Annotated in this window: 17 protein-coding genes and 1 other RNA gene; 7 read left to right on the forward strand and 11 right to left on the reverse strand. The window is 65.7% G+C overall.

Annotated elements, in window-relative coordinates; genetic code table 11:
* Positions 1-73 precede the first annotated feature (73 nt).
* Positions 74-2095, reverse strand: a complete 2022-nt coding sequence (locus GY812_10130) for an EAL domain-containing protein (protein MCP4435833.1) — start codon at positions 2093-2095, stop codon at positions 74-76.
* Positions 2096-2491: 396 nt separating this feature from the next.
* On the opposite strand from GY812_10130, the gene GY812_10135 reads away from it, so the two are divergent.
* The 4 genes from GY812_10135 to GY812_10150 all read left to right on the forward strand — a co-directional run bounded on the left by GY812_10135 (position 2492) and on the right by GY812_10150 (position 5760).
* A complete protein-coding gene (locus GY812_10135; protein ID MCP4435834.1) occupies positions 2492-3790 on the forward strand; it encodes a hypothetical protein in 1299 nt (432 codons plus the stop codon).
* A gap of 118 nt (positions 3791-3908) precedes the next feature.
* Positions 3909-4559 carry a hypothetical protein gene (locus GY812_10140; GenBank protein MCP4435835.1) on the forward strand — a complete coding sequence of 217 codons (651 nt, stop codon included), beginning with the start codon at positions 3909-3911 and terminating at the stop codon, positions 4557-4559.
* On the forward strand, positions 4549-4872 hold the full coding sequence (locus GY812_10145; protein ID MCP4435836.1) for a helix-turn-helix domain-containing protein: 324 nt from the start codon (positions 4549-4551) through the stop codon (positions 4870-4872). Before GY812_10140 ends, GY812_10145 begins: the two co-directional genes overlap by 11 nt.
* A 468-nt stretch (positions 4873-5340) precedes the next feature.
* A complete protein-coding gene (locus tag GY812_10150; GenBank protein ID MCP4435837.1) occupies positions 5341-5760 on the forward strand; it encodes a hypothetical protein in 420 nt (139 codons plus the stop codon).
* 1272 nt (positions 5761-7032) lie between these two features.
* On the opposite strand, the gene ssrA is transcribed toward GY812_10150, so the two are convergent.
* Together ssrA and GY812_10160 are read right to left on the reverse strand one after the other, a co-directional pair.
* Positions 7033-7418: a transfer-messenger RNA gene (ssrA, locus tag GY812_10155) on the reverse strand.
* 76 nt (positions 7419-7494) lie between these two features.
* The gene (locus GY812_10160) at positions 7495-9120 is read right to left on the reverse strand and encodes an amidohydrolase (protein ID MCP4435838.1); all 1626 of its coding nucleotides are present in this window, start codon (positions 9118-9120) and stop codon (positions 7495-7497) included.
* Between the two features lie 42 nt (positions 9121-9162).
* Between GY812_10160 and GY812_10165 the strand changes: the two genes are divergently transcribed.
* Positions 9163-9849 carry a hypothetical protein gene (locus tag GY812_10165; GenBank protein ID MCP4435839.1) on the forward strand — a complete coding sequence of 229 codons (687 nt, stop codon included), beginning with the start codon at positions 9163-9165 and terminating at the stop codon, positions 9847-9849.
* Positions 9850-9880: 31 nt separating this feature from the next.
* On the opposite strand, the gene GY812_10170 is transcribed toward GY812_10165, so the two are convergent.
* The 6 genes from GY812_10170 to secA form a co-directional block, all read right to left on the reverse strand.
* Entirely contained in the window at positions 9881-10459 is a 579-nt protein-coding gene (locus GY812_10170; GenBank protein MCP4435840.1) for a thioredoxin family protein, read from the reverse strand.
* A gap of 74 nt (positions 10460-10533) precedes the next feature.
* Positions 10534-11244, reverse strand: a complete 711-nt coding sequence (locus tag GY812_10175; GenBank protein ID MCP4435841.1) for a hypothetical protein — start codon at positions 11242-11244, stop codon at positions 10534-10536.
* Between the two features lie 42 nt (positions 11245-11286).
* The gene (locus tag GY812_10180) at positions 11287-12183 is read right to left on the reverse strand and encodes an ABC transporter permease (GenBank protein MCP4435842.1); all 897 of its coding nucleotides are present in this window, start codon (positions 12181-12183) and stop codon (positions 11287-11289) included.
* 7 nt (positions 12184-12190) lie between these two features.
* Positions 12191-12868: a cell division ATP-binding protein FtsE gene (ftsE, locus tag GY812_10185; GenBank protein ID MCP4435843.1), complete on the reverse strand. Its 678-nt coding sequence runs from the start codon at positions 12866-12868 to the stop codon at positions 12191-12193.
* Positions 12869-13008: 140 nt separating this feature from the next.
* Positions 13009-14118 (reverse strand): peptide chain release factor 2, encoded by a 1110-nt coding sequence (locus tag GY812_10190; protein ID MCP4435844.1) that lies wholly within the window; start codon positions 14116-14118, stop codon positions 13009-13011.
* Between the two features lie 19 nt (positions 14119-14137).
* Positions 14138-16948 carry a preprotein translocase subunit SecA gene (gene secA, locus GY812_10195; protein ID MCP4435845.1) on the reverse strand — a complete coding sequence of 937 codons (2811 nt, stop codon included), beginning with the start codon at positions 16946-16948 and terminating at the stop codon, positions 14138-14140.
* Between the two features lie 93 nt (positions 16949-17041).
* Between secA and GY812_10200 the strand changes: the two genes are divergently transcribed.
* Positions 17042-17683 (forward strand): ComF family protein, encoded by a 642-nt coding sequence (locus GY812_10200; protein MCP4435846.1) that lies wholly within the window; start codon positions 17042-17044, stop codon positions 17681-17683.
* Here the strand turns inward: GY812_10200 and GY812_10205 are convergent.
* Positions 17671-18057 carry a VOC family virulence protein gene (locus tag GY812_10205; protein MCP4435847.1) on the reverse strand — a complete coding sequence of 129 codons (387 nt, stop codon included), beginning with the start codon at positions 18055-18057 and terminating at the stop codon, positions 17671-17673. The two genes, GY812_10200 and GY812_10205, sit on opposite strands and share 13 nt — an antisense overlap.
* Positions 18058-18134: 77 nt before the next feature.
* Here GY812_10205 and GY812_10210 point away from each other — a divergent pair, with 77 nt between their 5' ends.
* Positions 18135-19040 carry an LLM class flavin-dependent oxidoreductase gene (locus tag GY812_10210; protein MCP4435848.1) on the forward strand — a complete coding sequence of 302 codons (906 nt, stop codon included), beginning with the start codon at positions 18135-18137 and terminating at the stop codon, positions 19038-19040.
* Positions 19041-19044: 4 nt separating this feature from the next.
* Here the strand turns inward: GY812_10210 and GY812_10215 are convergent, their stop codons facing one another.
* Positions 19045-19899 (reverse strand): SDR family NAD(P)-dependent oxidoreductase, encoded by an 855-nt coding sequence (locus GY812_10215; GenBank protein MCP4435849.1) that lies wholly within the window; start codon positions 19897-19899, stop codon positions 19045-19047.
* Positions 19900-19985: the final 86 nt, after the last annotated feature.

A 19985-nucleotide genomic window follows, 5' to 3' on the forward strand; every position in this document is an offset into this window, starting at 1 on the left:
TGGACCACCAGCGACACGGGCGTGACAGTGGCCCCCTGTAGCCATCGGGTAGTTCGGCGGAGCTTGCCCCCGGTCAGGTCAGCCGGGCGGCATCGATCTGTCGGGCGACCGGGAGCACTGCCTCTCCGGGCATGGGCCTGCCGTAGAGGAACCCTTGGGCGTGACCCACTCCTGCTCTCCGCACGCACTGATGCTGTTGTTGCGTCTCGACGCCTTCGGCGTACACATCCATGCCTAGCGTCCTGCCCATATCGACGATGTTCGCCAGCAGATTCATGGGAGGGGTGTCACAAACCGCGGGATCATCGCAATCGAGCCGACTGACGAACTCGCGGTCGATCTTGAGTACGTCCACCGGCAGGTCCTGAAGCATCGCCAGAGACGAGTAGCCGGTACCGAAGTCATCGAGGGCGATCGCGCAGCCCATGGCGCGGATCTCCTCCATCACCTCGGTCGCCTGTTCCTGGTCATCGAAGAGGGCCGTTTCGGTGACCTCGAAGACAAGTGTGCCCGGGTCGACGTGGCTCCCGGCGATGGCGGTCTTCAGGCGGGCGCACAGGTCGGTTGCGGCGAACTGGCGGCGTGACAGGTTGATCGAGAGGTGGGGTGTGGTGACAAGACCCGACCCTGTTGCCCAGACACCGGCCTGTCTCAACGCTTGGCTGATGAGATGGTTGCCAATGGTGATGATGAGTCCCGATTCCTCTGCAACTTGGAGGAACTCCGAAGGCCCAAGAAGGCCTCGGTAGGGATGGTTCCAGCGAGCGAGGGCTTCGAATCCGGTGACCTTGCCGCTGCCAAGGCTCACGACCGGCTGGTAGTGGAGGCAGAACTCATCATTGCTGATCGCTTTCCTGAGTGCGCGAACCTGTGAGTCGTAGGATCCGGAGACGCCGACAGCACTCTCGGAGCGCCGGTGGGCAGTCACGCCGCCGCCGCGGCGCTTCGACGCGTACATCGCCCGGTCGGCGTTGCTGATGACCGCAGACACGTCGGCCCCGTCCGCAGGGAACCGGGCGATCCCACAGCTGGCACCGATCCGTAGGACTTGGCCTCCGATATTGAAGGAACGGGACAGGAGGTCCACGATTCGTTCCGCTGCGGCAAGGGCACCGCGTTCGTCCTGCTTCTCGCAGATGACCAGGAACTCATCGCCCCCAATTCGGCAGACGGTGTCCTCTTTGCGAACGGCATTCTGGATTCGCCGAACGGCCTCCCTGAGAACCAGATCACCAACGTAATGACCATGAGTGTCATTCAGCGCCTTGAACCTGTTGAGATCCACGAAAATGACGGCACCAGTAGTTCCTGAATCGAGAGAGTCCTCCAGGGCATGGTCGAGGAGGCGCTCGAGCTCGCCTCGATTGGCGGCACCCGTCAACGCATCGGTGGCGGCCTGGTCCCTCAGGCGGCGCTCAGCCTCCTTGAGCTCCGAGATGTCATCAACGTACGACACCCATCTGAACGGCTGAGCGGAGATGGTCGCACCAGCTATGCGCACCGGCACCCTGTGGCCGTCACGGTGCACGTACTCCTTGTAGATCGGTCCCGACCTCCCGACCTTGGCCATTTCCTCACCGGCTTTCGCGTCGACCTCCAGAAATTCCGGCGGTGTGAGCGATACCCAGTCGATTCCGCCGGACACGAGATCAGAGTGGTCGTAGCCAAGCATTCCCAGGAAGTAGTCATTTGCGTTCAGAACTCGATCACCGACGCCGGTGATGATTCCCACGATGTTCGAGTCGAACAGGCGCTGCAATGCACCGTCGATGTCTTCTTGTGTTGAGTCGGACGGCGACGCGAGCGCGTTCGGCTCCTTGTCCGCTTCGGCCACCGACCACACGAACCGCTGGCAAGTGCCCGTCTCGTCGCGCACACCAGCCACGGAACCGAACACCTGGACACGTGTACCGTCGGGCTTGGCGAATTGGCCCTCGAAGTAACCGCGAGACGGCGCAGACGCCAGGTCTTTGCCCAATTGCGCTTCGAACCACGGGACCTGATCCGATGGCCACCACTCGTAGGGTGCAACGCCGCCCACGAGATCGTCGGCTTCAAGACCGACGATCTCACAGAAAGCGTCGGATGCTGCCAACACACGACCCTGCGCGTTCGTCTCGAGGAAACCCGACCGGTGGCTGGGTACAGCCACTTTGGCCTCGAGTGTGTCTGATGTCGGCAGTTCTGATCTCACCAAACCACCTGCCCGGAACCTCTTCTTTGCCGCCTACGCGTCCCTACTATCGGCCGCAGCTCTCCATTCGCTAACTATCGACTTGAAACTCTCCAGATCTACCTGAAGTTCGCCAGATCGACTTGACGTTGTCTGGTGAGTGTACCGTCGGCTTCCCTCGGATCGCTCGTGAACGGGATCTTCCGGCGTTGCAGGTCTTGGTGGTGGATTGCCCCACCACGCCAACTCGCCGTTGTCCGGGAATGGTTATGATTCGGGCGCCTGGGAAGTCCCGAACCTTCAGGCCATGGAGTTGCCGTGAAGCTGACCGTGACACCGCTCGAATCGCTGGCCGATGAGGCTCCGGGCATCCAGGTCAGCGGGATCCACCCCGGCGACTCGGTAGTGCTCGAAGTGAGCTGCACGGACCCCGCAGGACATCGATGGTCGGGGTCGAACACCTATTGCGCCGGCGAGGACGGAACGGTGTCCCCAGATGCCACAGCACCGCTCATGGGCGACTACGACGGCGTGGACCCGACGGGCCCTTTCTGGAGCATGGGATTCGCAGACGAGCGCACGGCACCGACGACCTTCACGCTTCCGTTCGGTCCGCTCGACTTCGAGGTTGGAGCAGCCTGTGGGGACTCAGCCGCCCGGGTCACTTCGACGCGGACATGGGACGGCTCCGTTGGTCGCAGGGACCTTTCCGGGGAAGGGTTCCGCTCCGAGCTGTTCCTTGCAGAGTCCAGTGCGGAGAAACCGCTGGTGGTCATCGTGCCGGGCTCCACGGGGCCTGCCGGCATGCGACCAGTGGCAGGGCTTCTCGCTGGTCGCGGGTACAACGCGGCCGTGCTCTCATACATGCAACAGGACGGCCTTCCTTCATCTCTGAAGGAGATACCACTCGAGTCGATACACCGTGGCATCAAGGCGCTCGCAGGGCATCCGGAGGTCGACGGCGGCCGCGTGGCCGTATTGTCCTACTCGGTCGGGACCACAGTCGCGCTGGCATCGCTCTGTTTTGACGGCGCGCCCCCGGTAGCCGGCGTCGTGGCCGTTGCACCCAGTTCCGTGGTCTGGCAAGCACTCAGCGAGGGCGGCCCACCACCCAGATGCTCCTCGTTGACGTCTGGCGGCCAGCCACTCGACTGGCTGCCAATGCATGGCGAACAGATCATGCCGGAACTGATCAAGCACGCAACGGTGGACCGTCTCTACCGGCGGCACCCCAGGCCCCATGCCCTGCACCTCCGCAAGACCTATGAACCAGGACTGGCGGACTCCGAGGCAGCGGACGCGGCCGCGATCCCGGTGGAACGCATCGAGGCACCGCTGCTGCTTCTCAGCGGCGCCGACGATGAGATGTGGCCCGCCTCGGAGATGGCGGCAGCGGTCATCCAGCGCCGCCAGGAGCATGGGATCCAGACCGACCGACACATTGACTATCCAAGAGCAGGACACTTCATCAGGCCACCGGTGGCTCCCACCACGGTCGCCTGGAACGACGACCTGGTCAGTGGTGGCACCCCGGAGGGCTCCGCGCTCGCAGACCGCGACGGATGGGTCACCATGCTCGACACGCTGGCCGACTGGTTCGACAGCACTTCGACCTGAGCTTCAGGCTCCGTTGGCCACCTGAGGGGCTTGCACACACCGCTGCACAGCGTTCCCGGGGCTCCTATGCTCTGCATTGCAGAGTACTCTGTCGCTGTCGAGCGGAGGGGAGAGGAACATGTCTGAGAGTTCGGTTGAGGGTGGGAAATTAGACGCCTCGCGGGAGGAACAGGCTCGCTATCTGGAGTCGCTGCGTAAGCGCACCCGAAGGGACCTGCGTGACGAGTCAGTGCCCCTTGTCGTTATCGGCGCAGTCTTGTTCGTCTACGCCACCATCCAGTTCGGTTCGATAGGTGCGTTCCCGGCAATCCTCGGACTCCCGGCGGCCTTCGTGATTGTGTGGGGCATCTCTCGTCAGCGGGCCCACGAGGCAGGCTTGGGAGGCGGTGACACCGAGCTGGTGGTTGCCTTCGCAGTGTTCACACTGCTCGCACTCAATTGGAGCGCGATCGCTGACCTGGCGCTCAACACCGATGTGGTGGTGGCCGGCAAGCGGGAATTCACCCTCCGCGACGCTGCCTCAGAGGCGAGCAGCTACGCGTGGCCGACAATGGTCGTCGGCGGCGGACTGGCCGCTCTCGGCTGGATCCGTCACCGCAGCACAATGGTCATATGTGGCGTCGGGGTCGTCTTCGCCGGGCTGCTCGCTTGGGTGTTCTGGACCTCTGACGTTCGAAACGCCGTTCCCCTGCCCCAGGTCCTGGTCGAGGTGGCAGCGTTGGCAACGATCGTGGTCGGTATCGTGGCCAGCCGTCGCCATGGACGGTGAGCAACACCCGGTCAGCCAACTCCATGACGTTGTGCACCAACGCCACCGGCTGGGAATCCTCGCCGTGCTGACCGAAGCACGGCGCGCTGACTTCGCATACCTGAAGAAAACACTGTCGTTGACCGACGGCAACCTCGGCCGGCACCTGCAGGTTCTGGAGGACGCCGAGCTCGTCACATCAAAAAGGGTGTTGGAGGGGAGACGGCCTCGAACCTGGTTGCGAATCACAGCCAAGGGCAGACGAGCACTCGACTCGGAACTCAAGATCATGAACGACCTGATCCGACGGGTATCCCACCCCAAGCAAGACTGAAGGCCCCGCATCCGGGGGGCCATCTCTGTTCGGTACGTGATGACCCCCCGCAGGCTATGGAGGGCACGATGTGGTCAGCGGGCTTCGCATCTGACCGGGGCGCCCCAGCCAACCCGAATTCAGGGGAACAGATCCCCGAATTCAGAGGAACCCTCGCACCGAATTCAGGGGAACCCTCCTCAGTGGGGTCGGAGCGAAATTCGTAGACCGTGCCTGCGTAACCGTTCCGGGGCACGCTGGCCTTTGGGCGCGTTGCTGATCACGCTCAGATCCCGGAATCGTCACACCGCTGACCGTGCGGAATCCCTCGTGCCAACCGGCTGCCTGATAGGTGGCGCCTGCCAAGATGTGTTCTTTGGGACCAAGAGACGAAGGACATGCAGGCCGTCGACGGCCGAGGTCGGCGCGATGCCTGTTCCTGAGTTTGGCGGCCGCTGCTGTGTTCTCGGTCATCGTTGCAGGAGCGTCGTGCTCTTCCCAAACGACACTGAAGTGTCAGCCGGGCCGGCCGAGACATCGTGGAATCCGGATGAGTGCGAGAACTACGGCTTCGGCGCTCCGGGCGACCCGGGAACGGTTGCCGTGGTGTTCGAACCCGGTTGGACAGAAACCGGTGTGCATGAGTTCGTAGATGAGTTCGTCCTTGTTCCGGCGGAGGACCCAAAGCCCGGTTTCGACCTGCGTCCTGAGCTCGGGTCATTGCAGAACTCCGACGGTGTGCTCGCGCTCGCGCTGTGTAGGCCGCTCCCACCCGAAGGCGTGATCGAGCAGATGGTCGCGGAGTTCAGGTCGAGTCCTGACGTGGCGGAAGTTCACGTCGATGCGAGCGGACAGGCGTTGCGGCAGCTCCGGGCAAGCAACGGCGAGCTGCGCGGGCCGGATCGATAGATGAAGGTGGGTCAACGACCCTGGGGCGAGAGCATCCACGAATTTCGACCCGGGTGAGGGCCGAATTTCGCCCTCACCCCTCAGTGGGGTGGGACCGAAATTCTCAGATCGCCTGTGTGACATGGATATCCAGCCTCAACCGGAGCCCGAGCAGCGCGCCCATCACAACCGGATCGCAGAATCGTCACACCACCCGGGCGTCGACTCACCGCCACCAGGACAGACAGCCAAGCGACGAGTGGCAACCGACCGTTGCGTGCGGCCCGCCTGGCAGCCGTGCTCTGCTCAGGGCTCGAACAGCGGTCCGAGCCGGACCTTGACTGACTACTTGGCCAGCTGCAGTGTCTGGATCGGAACGTCGTTCATCTCGACGGACTCGAGCTCACTCAAGAGATGTGGCGTTCAGCCGATAGGCACTCGATAACACAAGATCTAAGGGAGACACCCCAATGAAGCGCACGATTGCCATCGCAGCACTGTTGGCCCTGGCCATGACTCCGCTGGCGGCAGCCGACACACCTGCACAGGACTGGGACATCAATCCGTTCTCCATCGCACGATCCGGAGAGCCGTGCCAGAGCGGCGCGAGCCTTCCCCTTGCCGGCCAGTACGGCCAGCTCTACAAGTGCGAGAACGACAAGTGGGTCGCCGCAGCCAGCCTGGGCGGCAGTACTCCTGGCCCCGCCGGGCCGCAAGGCCCCAAGGGAGACACCGGACCGACCGGGCCTGCCGGACCGACCGGCGCCACGGGTGCGACCGGCGCCACGGGCCCCGCTGGGCCCGCATTGGCTACCTATGGACTAAGCGAAGGAAGTCAGGTCATCTTCGATTTCAACGCGTTCACGTCACCGTTCGGAGCAGGTGGCGTAACTCCGGCTGCGGGCACCTACATGGCCAACTGGTCGATGGTGATCTCCACGCCTCTCGGCAGCCCCGTTGAAGCACGATGTGTCCTGTTGGCGCCAACTACCGTGATCACACAGGGCGGCGGTGAAGCAGATCTGGCTGCTGACGAGCTGGTCACCGTGTCAGGTACCGGCTGGGTCACCGTTGACGGTGCCACAGCTGTCAACGTGAACTGCACTGACGCCGACGGCGCGGGCCTCGGTGGTGTCATGCAGGTATCCAACTTGACGCTGATCCCCGTGGCGTCAGTCACCAGCTGACCGCTCCGGTCGCGCCACTCCTCGCACAGCGCTCGGCTGACTCCCAGCGTCGTACCGTGCCTGCGAATTTCGCCCCGGGTGGGAGCTGAATTTCGCTCCCACCCCTCAGTGGAGCTGGGGGGAATCGAACCCCCGTCCGCCAGGTGGTTGGCACACCCGCTACGACCATTCCCGACTCTGCCACTTACAGCTGTGGCACCGGCGGGTCGGCTGACCGAGGTCAACTGCCGGGTCTATTCCCCGACGTCAGCGGTCTTTGCCGGCTGTCAGCGGTCTTTCCCTGCGGTCCACCCTCACTTCTGTTGCCGGGCTGTGAGGATCAGGCCCCGTGCGCCATTTCTGGTCACGATGACTCTTCACTACCTGACTAGGTCAGGCGGCGAGAGCGAACTGCTCATCGGCGGTTCATTTGGTGTCCCCGTTTATCGAGTCTGAGACAACTCGGGTCGCAAGCGTGACTTCCAGGTCCCAACGTCGAAACCAGTCAGCCCCGTTTGTTTGCACCCACCGTACCGGAGGGCTGGGACACCGCGAAACGAATTCTGAACCGCCGGACAGAACAGTACGGTCAGGTTGCGATGGGAGCGCCGCCCAACCAGGTGCCCACCACCTCGACGTTCTCGATCTCCTCGGGAGCGACCTTCAGCGGGTTGCGCTCCAGACGGGTGAAGTCGGCCCTCTTGCCGACCTCGATCGAGCCGACCTCGTCGTCCATTCCGAGCTGCCAGGCGGCATCGATCGTGATCGCCCGGATCGCGGCCTCGACTGAGATCGCCTGGCCAGGGCCGAGCACGTCGCCATGGCGCGTCCGGCGGCTCGCAGCGGTTCCGGCGAGGCGCAGTGGTCCCGGCGGGTACATCGGCGAGTCGGCGTGCAGGCTCGGGCGGTGGCCATGGTCGATCGCGAACTGGATCGGCATCAGGCGGTCGGCACGCTGCGGGCCGATGATCGAGTCACGCAGCTCCGGGCCGTACCAACGCACATGGTCGACGTGGAAGCTCGGCGACACGCCCATTGCGGCCGCCTTCTTCAGGTCGGCGTCGGTGATGAGCGCACAGTGCTCCAGTCGCCACCCGTGGCTGTGCCCTTCGGGTGTGTCGGCGAGCACATGTGCATAGAGATCGAGGGTCTCCCGACACGCCTTGTCGCCCTGCGCGTGCGTCATCACCTGCCAGCCCGCTTCGTGCAGCTCGCCCAGGATCTCCCGCAGGTCACGCGGATCGAAATTGGCCCTGCCCGTCGAGCCGGCCTCGATGCCGAGCGTGCAACAGCACAGGTCGGTCTCGAGGTAGGGCTCATCCATCAGCATCGTGCCCGTGTACGGCGATCCGTCGTACCAGAGCTTCGCCCCCGCCACGCTGAACAGGCCGTCATCCTCGATCTCACCCGGGCGCAGTGGGCTGTCGAGCGCTTCCTCGTGGCGCATGTAGGCAACCAGCCGCAACGGCACGTCGTCGCGGCCGGCCAGCTTGCGGAACGTGGCGAAGTCGCCGCCGCCGAGGAACGTGCCGGCCATGCCGACTGTGGTGATGCCGACCTCCGCATAGCGGCGGTACTGCTCTGCGACCTGTTGCCGCAGCAGGTCCTCGCCTGGCATGCCCTGCGCCAGAACGCGCCACATCGCGCCGAGTTCCTCGATCCGGCCGGTCAGCCGGCCATTGGCGTCACGCACGAAGCGGCCACCGTCGCCCGGGTCCTCGATCGATTCATCGATGCCCGAAGCCGCCAAGGCCGCCGAGTTGGCAAACGCCGTGTGCATCGACTGGATCATGATCGCGACCGGATTGTCCGGAGCCATCGCGTCGAGGCGATCGCGGTCCCAGGTGCCCAGATCGGGAGTCAGCATGAAGTCGAGCCCGAATGCGTACACCCACTCCCCCGGCTTCGCTTGCGCGATCGCGTGGCTCAGTGCGTTCTCGACGCCCTCGACCGAGTCGTGCGTGAACCCGGACACGTCGACCCACGAGTAGAGCTGGCCACAGAGGTCGGGGTGGGTGTGGGGTTCGATCAGACCCGGCAGCAGCGCGTCGCCGCCGAGGTCGACCAGATCGGTGGCAGTGGTGCGGTATGCCATCACATCATCGACCGAGCCGACCGCCAGCACCCTGCCATCGGCGACCGCGACCGCCTCGGCGGTGTCGCCGGTGACCGGCTCCACCGCACCGCCCGTGAAGATCGACTCAGCTGTTGTCACGCCCTCACGCTAACGGGCGCAGTGCCGCCTACGCTCTGCGCCATGACCGACACCTCGACACAGTTCTCCGACTCGACCGTGCGCATCCCGCTGCCGGCTGACGGTTCGGGCACCTACACCTACCTGCGCAACGGCGAGCCGAGCGGGATCACCGAAACGTTCGAGGTCAGCGGCGACGGCACCCAGGTGCGTTCGAAGCGGACCTCACCGGACGGGGCAACCATCAGCGCCGAGGTGCGAATCTCCGACGAAACCAACGGCCAGGTCCGGTTGTCGATCGAAGGCGGCGAGCTGCCGACGGTGCAGGCGATGTACATGCTCACGATCGGCCAGCTCAGGGTGCGCCACATGGCCGACGGCAACTACGAGGACTCCGAGGTCGACCCCGGCGGCGACGCCGTGCTGTCGCCGCTGCTGAGGGTCTTCCAGGGCCCCGCCATCGCGGCCACGATACTGAGCGGAGAAGCCACTGTCGTGGTGCCTGCGCTCGACCCCGGCGACCCGGAGTCGCTGCTGACGCCCAGCATCCAGACACGCCGGGCCGAACGTCTCGGCGTCGAAGCGCCCGACCCCTCGAGCGAGCACCCGGGCCTGCGCCACTGCCGATACGTCGGCGGCAACTACGACGACGACGCCGAGTTCTGGCTCGACGACCGCGATCGCCTCGTTCGGTACCACTTCCCGGAGTCAGACGGCACGCTCTGGGAAGTAGGGCTGACAGAGGACTGATCTGTCGACTCGCCGCGCGGCGGGGCGGTGCTCAGCTGAACCAGTCGGGCTCGTTGCCGGCGCGCCACTTGATGTTGCAGCCGATTGACGGCACCTGCGGTTCGGGGGCCGGGCGACCCGCGGCAATTGCCTCGCCGGCGGCGAGGACGTCGGCCCCGTCGACCGGTTCGTCGTTGCGGGGACGTGAGCCGTCGAACTGACCGCGGTAGGCCAACCTCAGATCCGCGTCGAACAGGAACAGGTCGGGCGTGCAGGCAGCCCTGTAGGCCTTGGCTACGGACTGGTCCTCGTCAAACAGGTACGGGAAGTCCCAGCCCCACCGTTTGGCCATGAGCACCATCTCCTCAGGACCGTCCTCGGGATAATGCTCCACGTCGTTGCTGTTGATCGCCACGACCGACACCCCCAACCCGTCGAGTTGCTGGGCCACCCTGCCGAAGGTGGGCCCCAGGTGGCGCACGTATGGGCAGTGGTTGCACACGAACGCCACCAGCAACGGTCGGCCGCCGGAGGCATCGGCAAGGGAGCAGGTCCCACCGCTGGGATCAGGAAGATCGAAGTGGGGAGCGGCGGTGCCCAGCTCCAACATCGTGGAGTTGACGGCGACCATCCGCAGATTCTCTCACGACTCGCCCCCGCTGTCTCCCCGGATCGCATCATCTCGCCGCCGAGATCGACGTCTTGTCAGCCGTTCTGGCCGCGGAGTTGGTCGACTGCGGCAACCATGGCGAGGGTGTGGCACGCCTGGCCGTTGGCGCTCAGGTGCCAGCCGTCGGAAACGTACGGTCGGTCACAGCTGCCCAGCCAGTAGTCGAGCGGAATCGTGGAGATGCCGCGACCGGCCGCTGCCTGTGCCTGCAGCGACTGTGCAACAGCTCGCGCATGCGCTTCCTGCGCTCCGGGCGGGATCGGGTGGTTCACCAAGTAGACATGGGCGCCCCTGGAGCCGGCGATGTCGAGCAATGCCCGAGTGCCGCCGAGGTAGAGCTCGCGCCTTGCCGGATTGTCCGGATCAGGGAAAAGCATCGACTGCACGATCACCATGTCGGGATCGAACGCGGCGATCTGTGCGCGCATCCGGTCCAGCCAGCCGGTGCTGTTGGACGGCCAGGTGTCGATCGGGTTCTCACCGGGATACCCATCGATGCGCAGCGCCACGCCACGATCGGCAAGCGCCGCCGTGAGTCGTGAATGCACCTTCGGCGTCGTGCCGAACAGACCGTGCGCGATCGAGTCGCCGATGATCAGTACCCGCTTCACCGGTGTGCCGCGGCCAGCCGACGGCTGCGCCGGAAGGCATGCAGCGGTGAGCATCATCAGCCCCAACAACGCGCCCAGCCACGCCAGCGTGCGTGCCCGCGATCTCGACTTCCGCCCGACTATCGCCCCAGCCATCACAAAACGGTACCGAGCGCGGCCGGCGCTGTGAAATAGGGGTCAGATGCGCAGGAAGCGGCTGACCGCGATGCCTGAGCCCACGGCGCCGGTGATGGCACCGATGACGAAAACGATCACGATCGACATCATCACATCCCCGCTGTCCCAACGGATCTCGTTGAGCAGCTCGAAGGACACCTGCTCCACGAAATTCCGCTTCCACAGCGCGTCGAAAGCCAGTGCTCCGCCGGCAGCCAGGACTGCGCCCAACAGGCCGTGCACGAGGCCCTCGGCGATGAACGGCATGCGGATGAACCAGTTGCGCGCACCCACCAGGCGTTGCACCTCGATCTCGCGACGGCGCGCGAAGACCGCCGTGCGGATGGTGTTGAAGATCAGCAGCACCGACGCGGCGATCAGGATCACGCCCACGAAGCGCACCCATGTGTTGAGCGTGGTGACCGACCGCTGGATGTCGCGCGCGTACTCGGCTGCGTACTGCACCTGCTTGACGCCCTCGAGCGTGGCCAGCGAGTCGCCGAGCGACGACACCACTTCGGCGTCGGTCGACTCCGGTTTGATCCGGAAGCTCGTGGGCAGGTCTTCGGCGTTCACCGAGTTGACCAGATCCGGCTGGTCGCGGAACAGCGTCTGGAACTCCTCGAAGGTGCGGTCGCGGTCGAAGAACACCACATCATCGACCTGGCCACTGTCGTCGAGGGCCCCGGCGACCGCATCCGTCTGCTCCTCGGTGGCGCTCGGATTCATGTAGACGAAGAGGCGCTGTTCGGAGCGCAGCCCGAGGAAGCTGTTGTTGATTCCCTGGCCGATCAGGTAGCTGGCCGCCACCATCGTGAGTGACACAGCCACGGTGAGGATCGCTGCGAACGTGAGCGTGAAGTTGCGCGCGAGGTTGGAACCCGTCTCCCGCGCCACGTAGTCGAGCCTTACTGCCATCCCGACCTCACTCGTACACGCCGCGAACCTGGTCGCGCACGATTCGGCCGTCGTCCAACTCGATCACCCTTCGCCGCATCGTGTCGACGATGCCGCGGTCATGGGTCGCCATCACCACGGTCGTGCCTGTGCGGTTGATCCGGTCGAGCAGCTTCATGATGCCGACGGATGTAGCGGGGTCGAGGTTGCCGGTGGGCTCGTCCGCCAGCAGGATCAGCGGCCGGTTGACGAACGCCCGGGCGATCGACACACGCTGCTGCTCACCACCGGAGAGCTCATCGGGCATGTTCTTCGCCTTGGAGGCGAGGCCCACCAGGTCGAGGATCTGGGGCACCGACTCCTTGATGGCGCCACGGGGGCGGCCAATCGCCTCGAGGGCGAATGCCACGTTTTCGTAGACACTCTTGGTGGGCAGCAGCTTGAAGTCCTGGAAGATCGAGCCCACGTTGCGGCGCAGGTCGGGCACCTTGTGGTTGGAGAGGCGGCCGATGTCCTTGCCAGCCACGAAGATGTCGCCCTTCTCGGGACGCTCCTCGCGGTTGAGCAGACGAAGGAATGTGGACTTGCCGGAGCCAGAGGGGCCGACAAGGAACACGAACTCGCCCTTGGCAATGTCGACCGAGGCGTCGCGAAGGGCGACGTGTTCGCCCTTGTAGACCTTGGTCACGTCGTCGAGCTTGATCACGAACTGATCCCGGGGGGTTGGCGGCAGTTGCGGGCCAGACAGGCCCGGCTGCGGGGAAGGGTCATGTTACGGAAGTGTGACAGCCCACGCCCCATCGGTCGCGGATCATCACAGCAACTTCTCAGTTGCCGCCCATACTCTCAGGTGGCGGCCCCACGCGAGCGCATCCACTGCAGGTATGACTCCATGAGGTCGTCGAGGTCGCCGTCGAGCACCTCGTCGGGGTTCGACAACTCCAGACCCGACCGCAGGTCCTTGACCTGCTGGTACGGCTGCAGCACGTAGTTGCGGTCCTGGCTGCCGAAGTCGACCGCCGAATCCTCACCAGTGATCTCGGCGACCTTCTCCGCCTGCTTGCGCCGCTCCGCTTCGAGCAGCTTCGCCTTGAGCATCGTCATGGCACGGTCCTTGTTCTGGTGCTGGGACCGCTCGTTCTGGCAGGACGTCACGATGCCGGTCGGCAGGTGGGTGATTCGCACCGCCGAGTCGGTCACGTTGACGTGCTGGCCACCCGCGCCGGAGGACCTGTAGACGTCGATGCGCAGGTCCTTCTCGTCGATGTCGACGTCGTCGACGTCGTCGAACAGCGGCGTGACCTTGACCGACGCGAAGCTGGTCTGGCGACGGGCGTTGTTGTCGAACGGCGAAATGCGCACGAGCCGGTGGATGCCGTGTTCGCTACGGAGCCAGCCGTAGGCGTTGCGCCCCTTCATGATGAACTCCGCGGAGCTGATGCCCGCCTCGCCACCCTCGTTGACGCTGTCGAGCTCGAGGTCGAAGCCACGTCGCTCGGCCCAGCGGATGTACATGCGCAGCAGCATCTCGGCCCAGTCCTGCGCGTCCACTCCCCCGGCGCCGGAATTGACCTCGACGATCGCGTCGAGGTCGTCGTAGTCGCCGGTGAACAGCGCACGCAGCTCGAGCGAGTCGAAGTCGGACTCGAGTGATGCGAGGTCGGCTTCGATCTCGGCCTCCAGGGACTCGTCGCCCTCCTCGCGGGCCAGCTCTGCGAGCGTCTGCACGTCCTCGAGCCTTGACTGCATGCCCTCGAACAACTCGATGTCGTCGCCCAGCTCCGCGAACTCGCGCTGCAGCGCCTGGGCTGCATCGGCGTCGTCCCACAAGTCGGGGCGACCGAGCTCAGCCTCGAGCTGGGGCCGACGGGCCACGAGCTCGTCGACGCACAGGTAGCCCCGGGCCTCGGCGAGGCGCTCCTCGCGCGCGCTCGTGCGGGGGGTGAAATCCTGCATGCTCAGAGCCCCGCTCCGGCTAGTTCTTGCCGTGGCACTGCTTGTACTTCTTGCCACTGCCACACGGGCAGGGCGCGTTGCGCGGAGTCTTCTCCCACTCGGTCTTCACCACGGGCTGCTGGGCCCCCTGGGGCTGGTCGGCCTGCACCTGTGCCGGTCCGGCGTCGGAGGCGACCTGTGTAGCGCCCGCCGATGCAGCGGCTCCGACCGCCGCTGGCTGCGCCGCGGCGCCGGCGCCCTGTACCGGGTTGGTGGGCGCGGTGTAGTCGAACTTCTGGGGAGCGACCTTCGGAGTCTCGGGTTGCTCGGACAGCTGCACCCGCATCACGTACTGCACGTATTCGCGGTTCACCGTGTCCATCAGCTGGCCGAACATGTCATAGGCCTCGCGCTGCCACTCCGACAGCGGGTCCTTCTGGCCGAGCGCACGAAGGTTGATGCCGTCGCGGAGGTGGTCCATCTCCTTGAGGTGCTCACGCCAGCGCGCGTCGATCACCCGGAGCATCACCTGGCGCTCGATCTGACGCATGTTGTCCTCGCCGAACTCGGCCTCGCGCGCCTCGTAATGCGAAGTGCCATCGGCCATGAGAACGTCGTAGATCTCATCGGAGCTGGCCGCGCCGGCAACCGCTGACTCGTCGAGTTCGGTCGGCCAGTAGGTAGCCGTGTCGGCCAGGAGCGCTTCGAGATCCCATTCCTCGGAGTAGTCCGATTCGCAGTGGGTCTCGAGCAGGTCGTCGACCACCGCTGCGAGCGATTCGAGCGTCTCGTCCCGCAGGTCGGATCCGGCCAGCACCTCGTCACGCCGCGCATAGATAACCTTGCGCTGCTCGTTGGGCACCTCGTCGTACTTGAGGACGTTCTTGCGGATCTCGCCGTTGCGGGCCTCGACGGTGTTCTGCGCCTTCTCGATGGCGCGGGTGACCATCTTCGCCTCGATCGGCACCTCGTCGTCCCAGCCCTTGCCCATCACCCACTCGATGGCGCCGGTGGCGAACCAGCGCATGAGGTCGTCTTCGAGGCTCAGGTAGAAGCGGCTGGCTCCCGGATCGCCCTGTCGTCCGGAGCGGCCACGTAGCTGGTTGTCGATCCGGCGCGACTCATGGCGCTCCGTGCCGAGCACGTACAGGCCACCCCGCTCGAGGACCTTCCCGCCTTCTTCCTTGCACCTGGCGGTGTAGCTCTCGACGAGCGACTCGTACCGCTTCCTCTGGGCCGGAGTGAATCCGGACTCGTCGACGATGCCGTCATCGGCGCCGTCGCCGACGTCGTCGCCCTCGAACTCGCCCATTGCGGTCAGGGCGTTGATCTCGGCCTCAGCGAGGCCCTCGGGGTTGCCGCCGAGCAGGATGTCGACACCACGGCCCGCCATGTTGGTGGCCACGGTGACGGCGCCGGTCTTGCCGGCCTGGGTGACCACCTCGGCTTCCTTGGTGTGCTGCTTCGCGTTGAGCACGTGGTGTTCGATGCCGCGTTTCTCGAGCACACGCGACAGCTTCTCGGACTTCTCCACGGAGGTCGTGCCCACGAGCACCGGCTGGCCGGTGGAGGACCGCTCCTCGATGTCGTCGGCGACCGCGTTGAACTTGGCGTCTTCGGTTCGGTAGATCAGGTCCGGCTGGTCGTCGCGGGCGATCGGGCGGTGCGTCGGGATCGGCACGACCTGAAGGTTGTATGTGCCCATCAGCTCGGCGGCTTCGGTGACCGCGGTGCCGGTCATGCCGGCGAGCTTGTCGTACATGCGGAAGTAGTTCTGGAGGGTGACCGTGGCGAGGGTCTGGTTCTCCTCCTTGATCTTCACGCCTTCCTTGGCCTCGACGGCCTGGTGGAGGCCCTCTGACCAGCGGCGCCCTTCGAGCACGCGACCGGTGAACTCGTCGACGATCTTCACCTCGCCATCGGCGACCAGGTACTCGGTGTCGCGGCGGTACAGCTCCTTGGCCTTGATGGCCACGTTGAGCTGGTGAACGAGGCTCGTGGCGACGTCGTCGTAGAGGTTCTCGACGCCGAGTTCCTTTTCGACCTTCTCGATGCCCGGCGGCAGGGGGAACACGATCTTCTTCTCGTCGTCGACCTCGTAGTCGACGTCCTTGGTGAGGCCGCGGGCCACGGCGGCGAACTTGTAGTAGAGCTTCGCTGCGTCGCCGACCTTGCCGGAGATGATCAGTGGGGTGCGGGCCTCGTCGATGAGGATCGAGTCGACCTCGTCGACGATCGCGTAGGAGTGCCCGCGCTGGACCTTCTCCTCCATCGACATCGCCATGTTGTCGCGCAGGTAGTCGAAGCCGAACTCGTTGTTGGTGCCGTAGGTGATGTCACACGCGTACTGCTCCCGCTTGTACGAAGCCGGGTCGTTGCGGGGTAGCACGAGACCGACGCTCAGGCCGAGGCGGCGGTGGATCTGGCCCATCCACTCGGCGTCACGGGTGGCCAGGTAGTCGTTGACCGTGATGACGTGCATGCCGTCGCCGGTCAGGCCGTTGAGGTAGCAGGGCAGCGTGGAGACGAGGGTCTTGCCCTCGCCGGTCTTCATCTCGGCGACCCAGCCGAAGTGAAGGGCCGCTCCGCCCATCAGCTGCACGTCGTAGTGGCGCTGGCCGATCTCGCGGGTGGCCGCCTCGCGCACCACGGCGAAGGCCTCGATGAGCAGGTCGTCGAGTTCCTCGCCACGGTCGAGGCGCTCGCGGAACTCCACCGTCTTGCGGGCCAGGTCCTGGTCCGAAAGAGCCTGGATCTCGGGCTCGAGCGCCCCGATGTCGGGGCACAGGTCCTTCAGGGCGCGGACCTTCTTTCCCTCGCCAGCCTTCAGCAGTCGATCCATGAAACCCATAGCCAGACCACTCTACAGAGGGTCGGGCGCTGCCATTCACCGCAGATCGGCGACCCCTGAGCGATGTCACGGGCGGGCCGTAGCCTCGCCGGCGTGCTCGACATGCTGTTTCCGCCCCGTTGCGTACTGTGCGACACCGCAGCCGGGCCGCTCTGCTCGAGCTGCGGCGCGAGCTTCCGGCCCCCTCCCGAGATGCCACTCCCGCCCGGAGTGGACCACCTGATCGCCCTGTGCGACTACGAAGGGGCGGGCCGCGACCTGGTGCTGGCGCTGAAGCGGGCCAACCGGCGCGTGGCGATCCCGCTTGTGGCCGGGGCCCTCGCGACCGGCGTCGCACCCACCGTCCGGCTCGCCGGCGAACGGTCCCGGCCCCTGGCGGTCACATGGGCGCCCACCACAGCACAACGGCGGCGGTCCCGGGGCTACGACCAATCGGAACTGGTGGCGCGGGAACTGGCCCGGCGGCTCGGCGCAGGCTGTGGCCGGCTGCTGCAGCGCCGCTCGGGCGCCCTCGAAGGAGCGTCACGGGCACAGCGCGTGGATGGAGTTCGATTCGTGGCCACCGTCGCCGTACCGCCGCGGGTGATGGTGGTGGACGACGTGGTCACTTCCGGTGCCACGATGTCCGCTGCGGCGGCTGCACTGCGCGCCGCCGGCTCCACCGAGGTCATCGCTGTCGCGCTCGCACGAGCCCGATCGCGAGGTGACCGGACCGCGGGCCGTCAAGCTTCGTAGCTGCGCAACTCCACGGTGTTGCCCAACGGATCGAGCACGTAGACCGACAGGCCGTCACCGCGGGCTCCCCAACGGCGGTCGGGCCCGTCCACCACCTCGAAGTCGGGATCCTGAGCGATCGCCGCAACGTCGCCTCCTTCGACCACAAGGCAGAAGTGGTTGAGGTTCTCACCGGTGCGCTCGGTGGGGAACACATCGATGATCGTGGTGTCGTCGATGCGTACCGACGGAAAGAACACCTCGCCACGCCGGAACTCCTCCACCCGTTCGGCCCTCAGCCCGAGCTTGTCCACGTACCAGTCGACTAGTACCAGGGGGTCCGGTGCGTTGACCACGATGTGGTCGATGCCGCTCACACTTCCCGACAGCGCCATGTCAGCCGACCTCCCCGACTACTGGATGAATGCCGAAACCTATCCGAGCCGCGCCGCACCCGGCGTAGGTTCTGGCCATGCGCTTCTCCGTGTGGCCCAGCCCCGCCCAGCCCGTTGCCGACTTCCTCGAGGTCGCCCGACACGCCGACTCGACCGGGTGGGACGGCGTCTACGTGTCAGATCACTTCATGGGCGACGACGGTGGGTTCGGAGCGGTCGACGCGCCGGTGCTCGAGGCCACGGCGTTGCTGGCCGCACTGGCCACGGCGACCACCGACGTACGGCTCGGCTCTCTCGTGTTCGGCACCACCTACCGGCACCCGGCAGTCCTCGCCAACTGGGCCGCTTCTGTCGACCAGCTCAGCGGCGGCCGACTGGTGCTCGGGCTGGGGGCGGGCTGGCAGGTGAACGAACACGCCCAGTACGGCATCCACCTGCCGCCGCTGCGCGCCCGGGTAGCCCGCTTCGCCGAGACGTGTGAGGTGACGAGGTCACTGCTGTGCGAGGCCGTGACCGATTTCGACGGCGACTGGTTCAAGATGACCGGCGCGGTCTGCGAGCCCAAGCCCGCGCAGTCGCCCCTGCCACTGCTCGTCGGAGCCAAGGGTGACCGCATGATCGGCATCGCGGCGCGCTACGCGGATGAATGGAACATGTGGGGGCTTCCCGGTGCCATCGCCGAACGCACCGCCGTGCTCGAGGCCGCGTGCGAGCCGGTCGGCCGCGACCCCGCGTCCATCGCCAGGTCGACCCAGGCGCTGGTGCTGCTCACCGAGGACGACGAGGCAGCCTCGTCGTTCGTGAAGTCGATGGCACCCAGGGCCGCCCTGGCCGGAAGGCCCGAACAGATCGCCGAGGCTGCGGCAGAATACGACGCGGTTGGAGTCGACGAACTGATCGTGCCCGACTTCGTGATCGGGGTCGGCGCCCGGCGACTCGAGGCGCTGGACTCGCTGCTGGAGCAGTTCGCGCAAATGCGCTGAAGCGTCAGTTGCCCATCGTTCCCGGCAGGAAGGAGACCGACGGTGCCTCACCGGCCACGATGCGTTCGGTGCGGCCGGTGGCCATCTCCATCCAGTCGGGGTGTGTGAACACCCAGCTGCGGCGCTCCTTGACCGCGCTCACAACCTGTGCCGCCACCGCGGCGGGATCGAGACCACCCTCGATGAGGCCGGCCACGAGGTCGCGCATCCCCTCCAGTTCCGGCTGATCATCCTCCACGGCGGCCGGATCCAACGGCCGGTTGCGGTCGGCCTCGTGGATCCGGGTTCGCACCCAACCGGGGCACAGCACCGAGATACCGACCTCGGGGTGGGTCATCTCGAGCTCCACCGACATCGACTCGGACAGCGTGACCACAGCATGCTTGGAGACGTTGTAGGGCGACATTCCCGGCGGCGAGGTGAGCCCGGCCATCGACGCGGTGTTGACGATGTGCCCGCCACCGGACTCGATGATCCTCGGGGTGAAGCTGCGAAGACCGTGGATGACTCCGTAGAGGTTCACTCCGAGCACCCAGTTCCAGGTGTCTATGTCGATCTCCCACGTGAGGCCACCGCCGGAAACACCGGCGTTGTTGCATGCGAGGTGTAGTTCGCCGAACTCGCCGATGGTGCGTTCCGCCAGGGCCTCCACCTGGGTGCCGTCACTCACGTCGGTGGCGACCGCAATCGCGTTGACGCCTTCGGAGCGCACCATCTCGGCTGTGTCCTCCAAGGGCCCGGGCTCGATGTCCGCCAGAGCCAGGTGCATGCCCTCCGCAGCGAACGCGACCGCCATCGCCCTGCCGATGCCGGATGCCGCACCGGTGATCACGCCTGTCTTGCCCGTCAGTTCTTCCATCGGCGCAACCTACCGCAGCGCCCTGTCGTGGGCAGAGTGCTCTGTTGGTGCTGGATCACGCATTGCGCAATCCAGCACCAACAGAA

The sequence above is a fragment of the Actinomycetes bacterium genome (genome assembly GCA_024222295.1).
GTDB lineage: Bacteria > Actinomycetota > Acidimicrobiia > Acidimicrobiales > Microtrichaceae > JAAEPF01.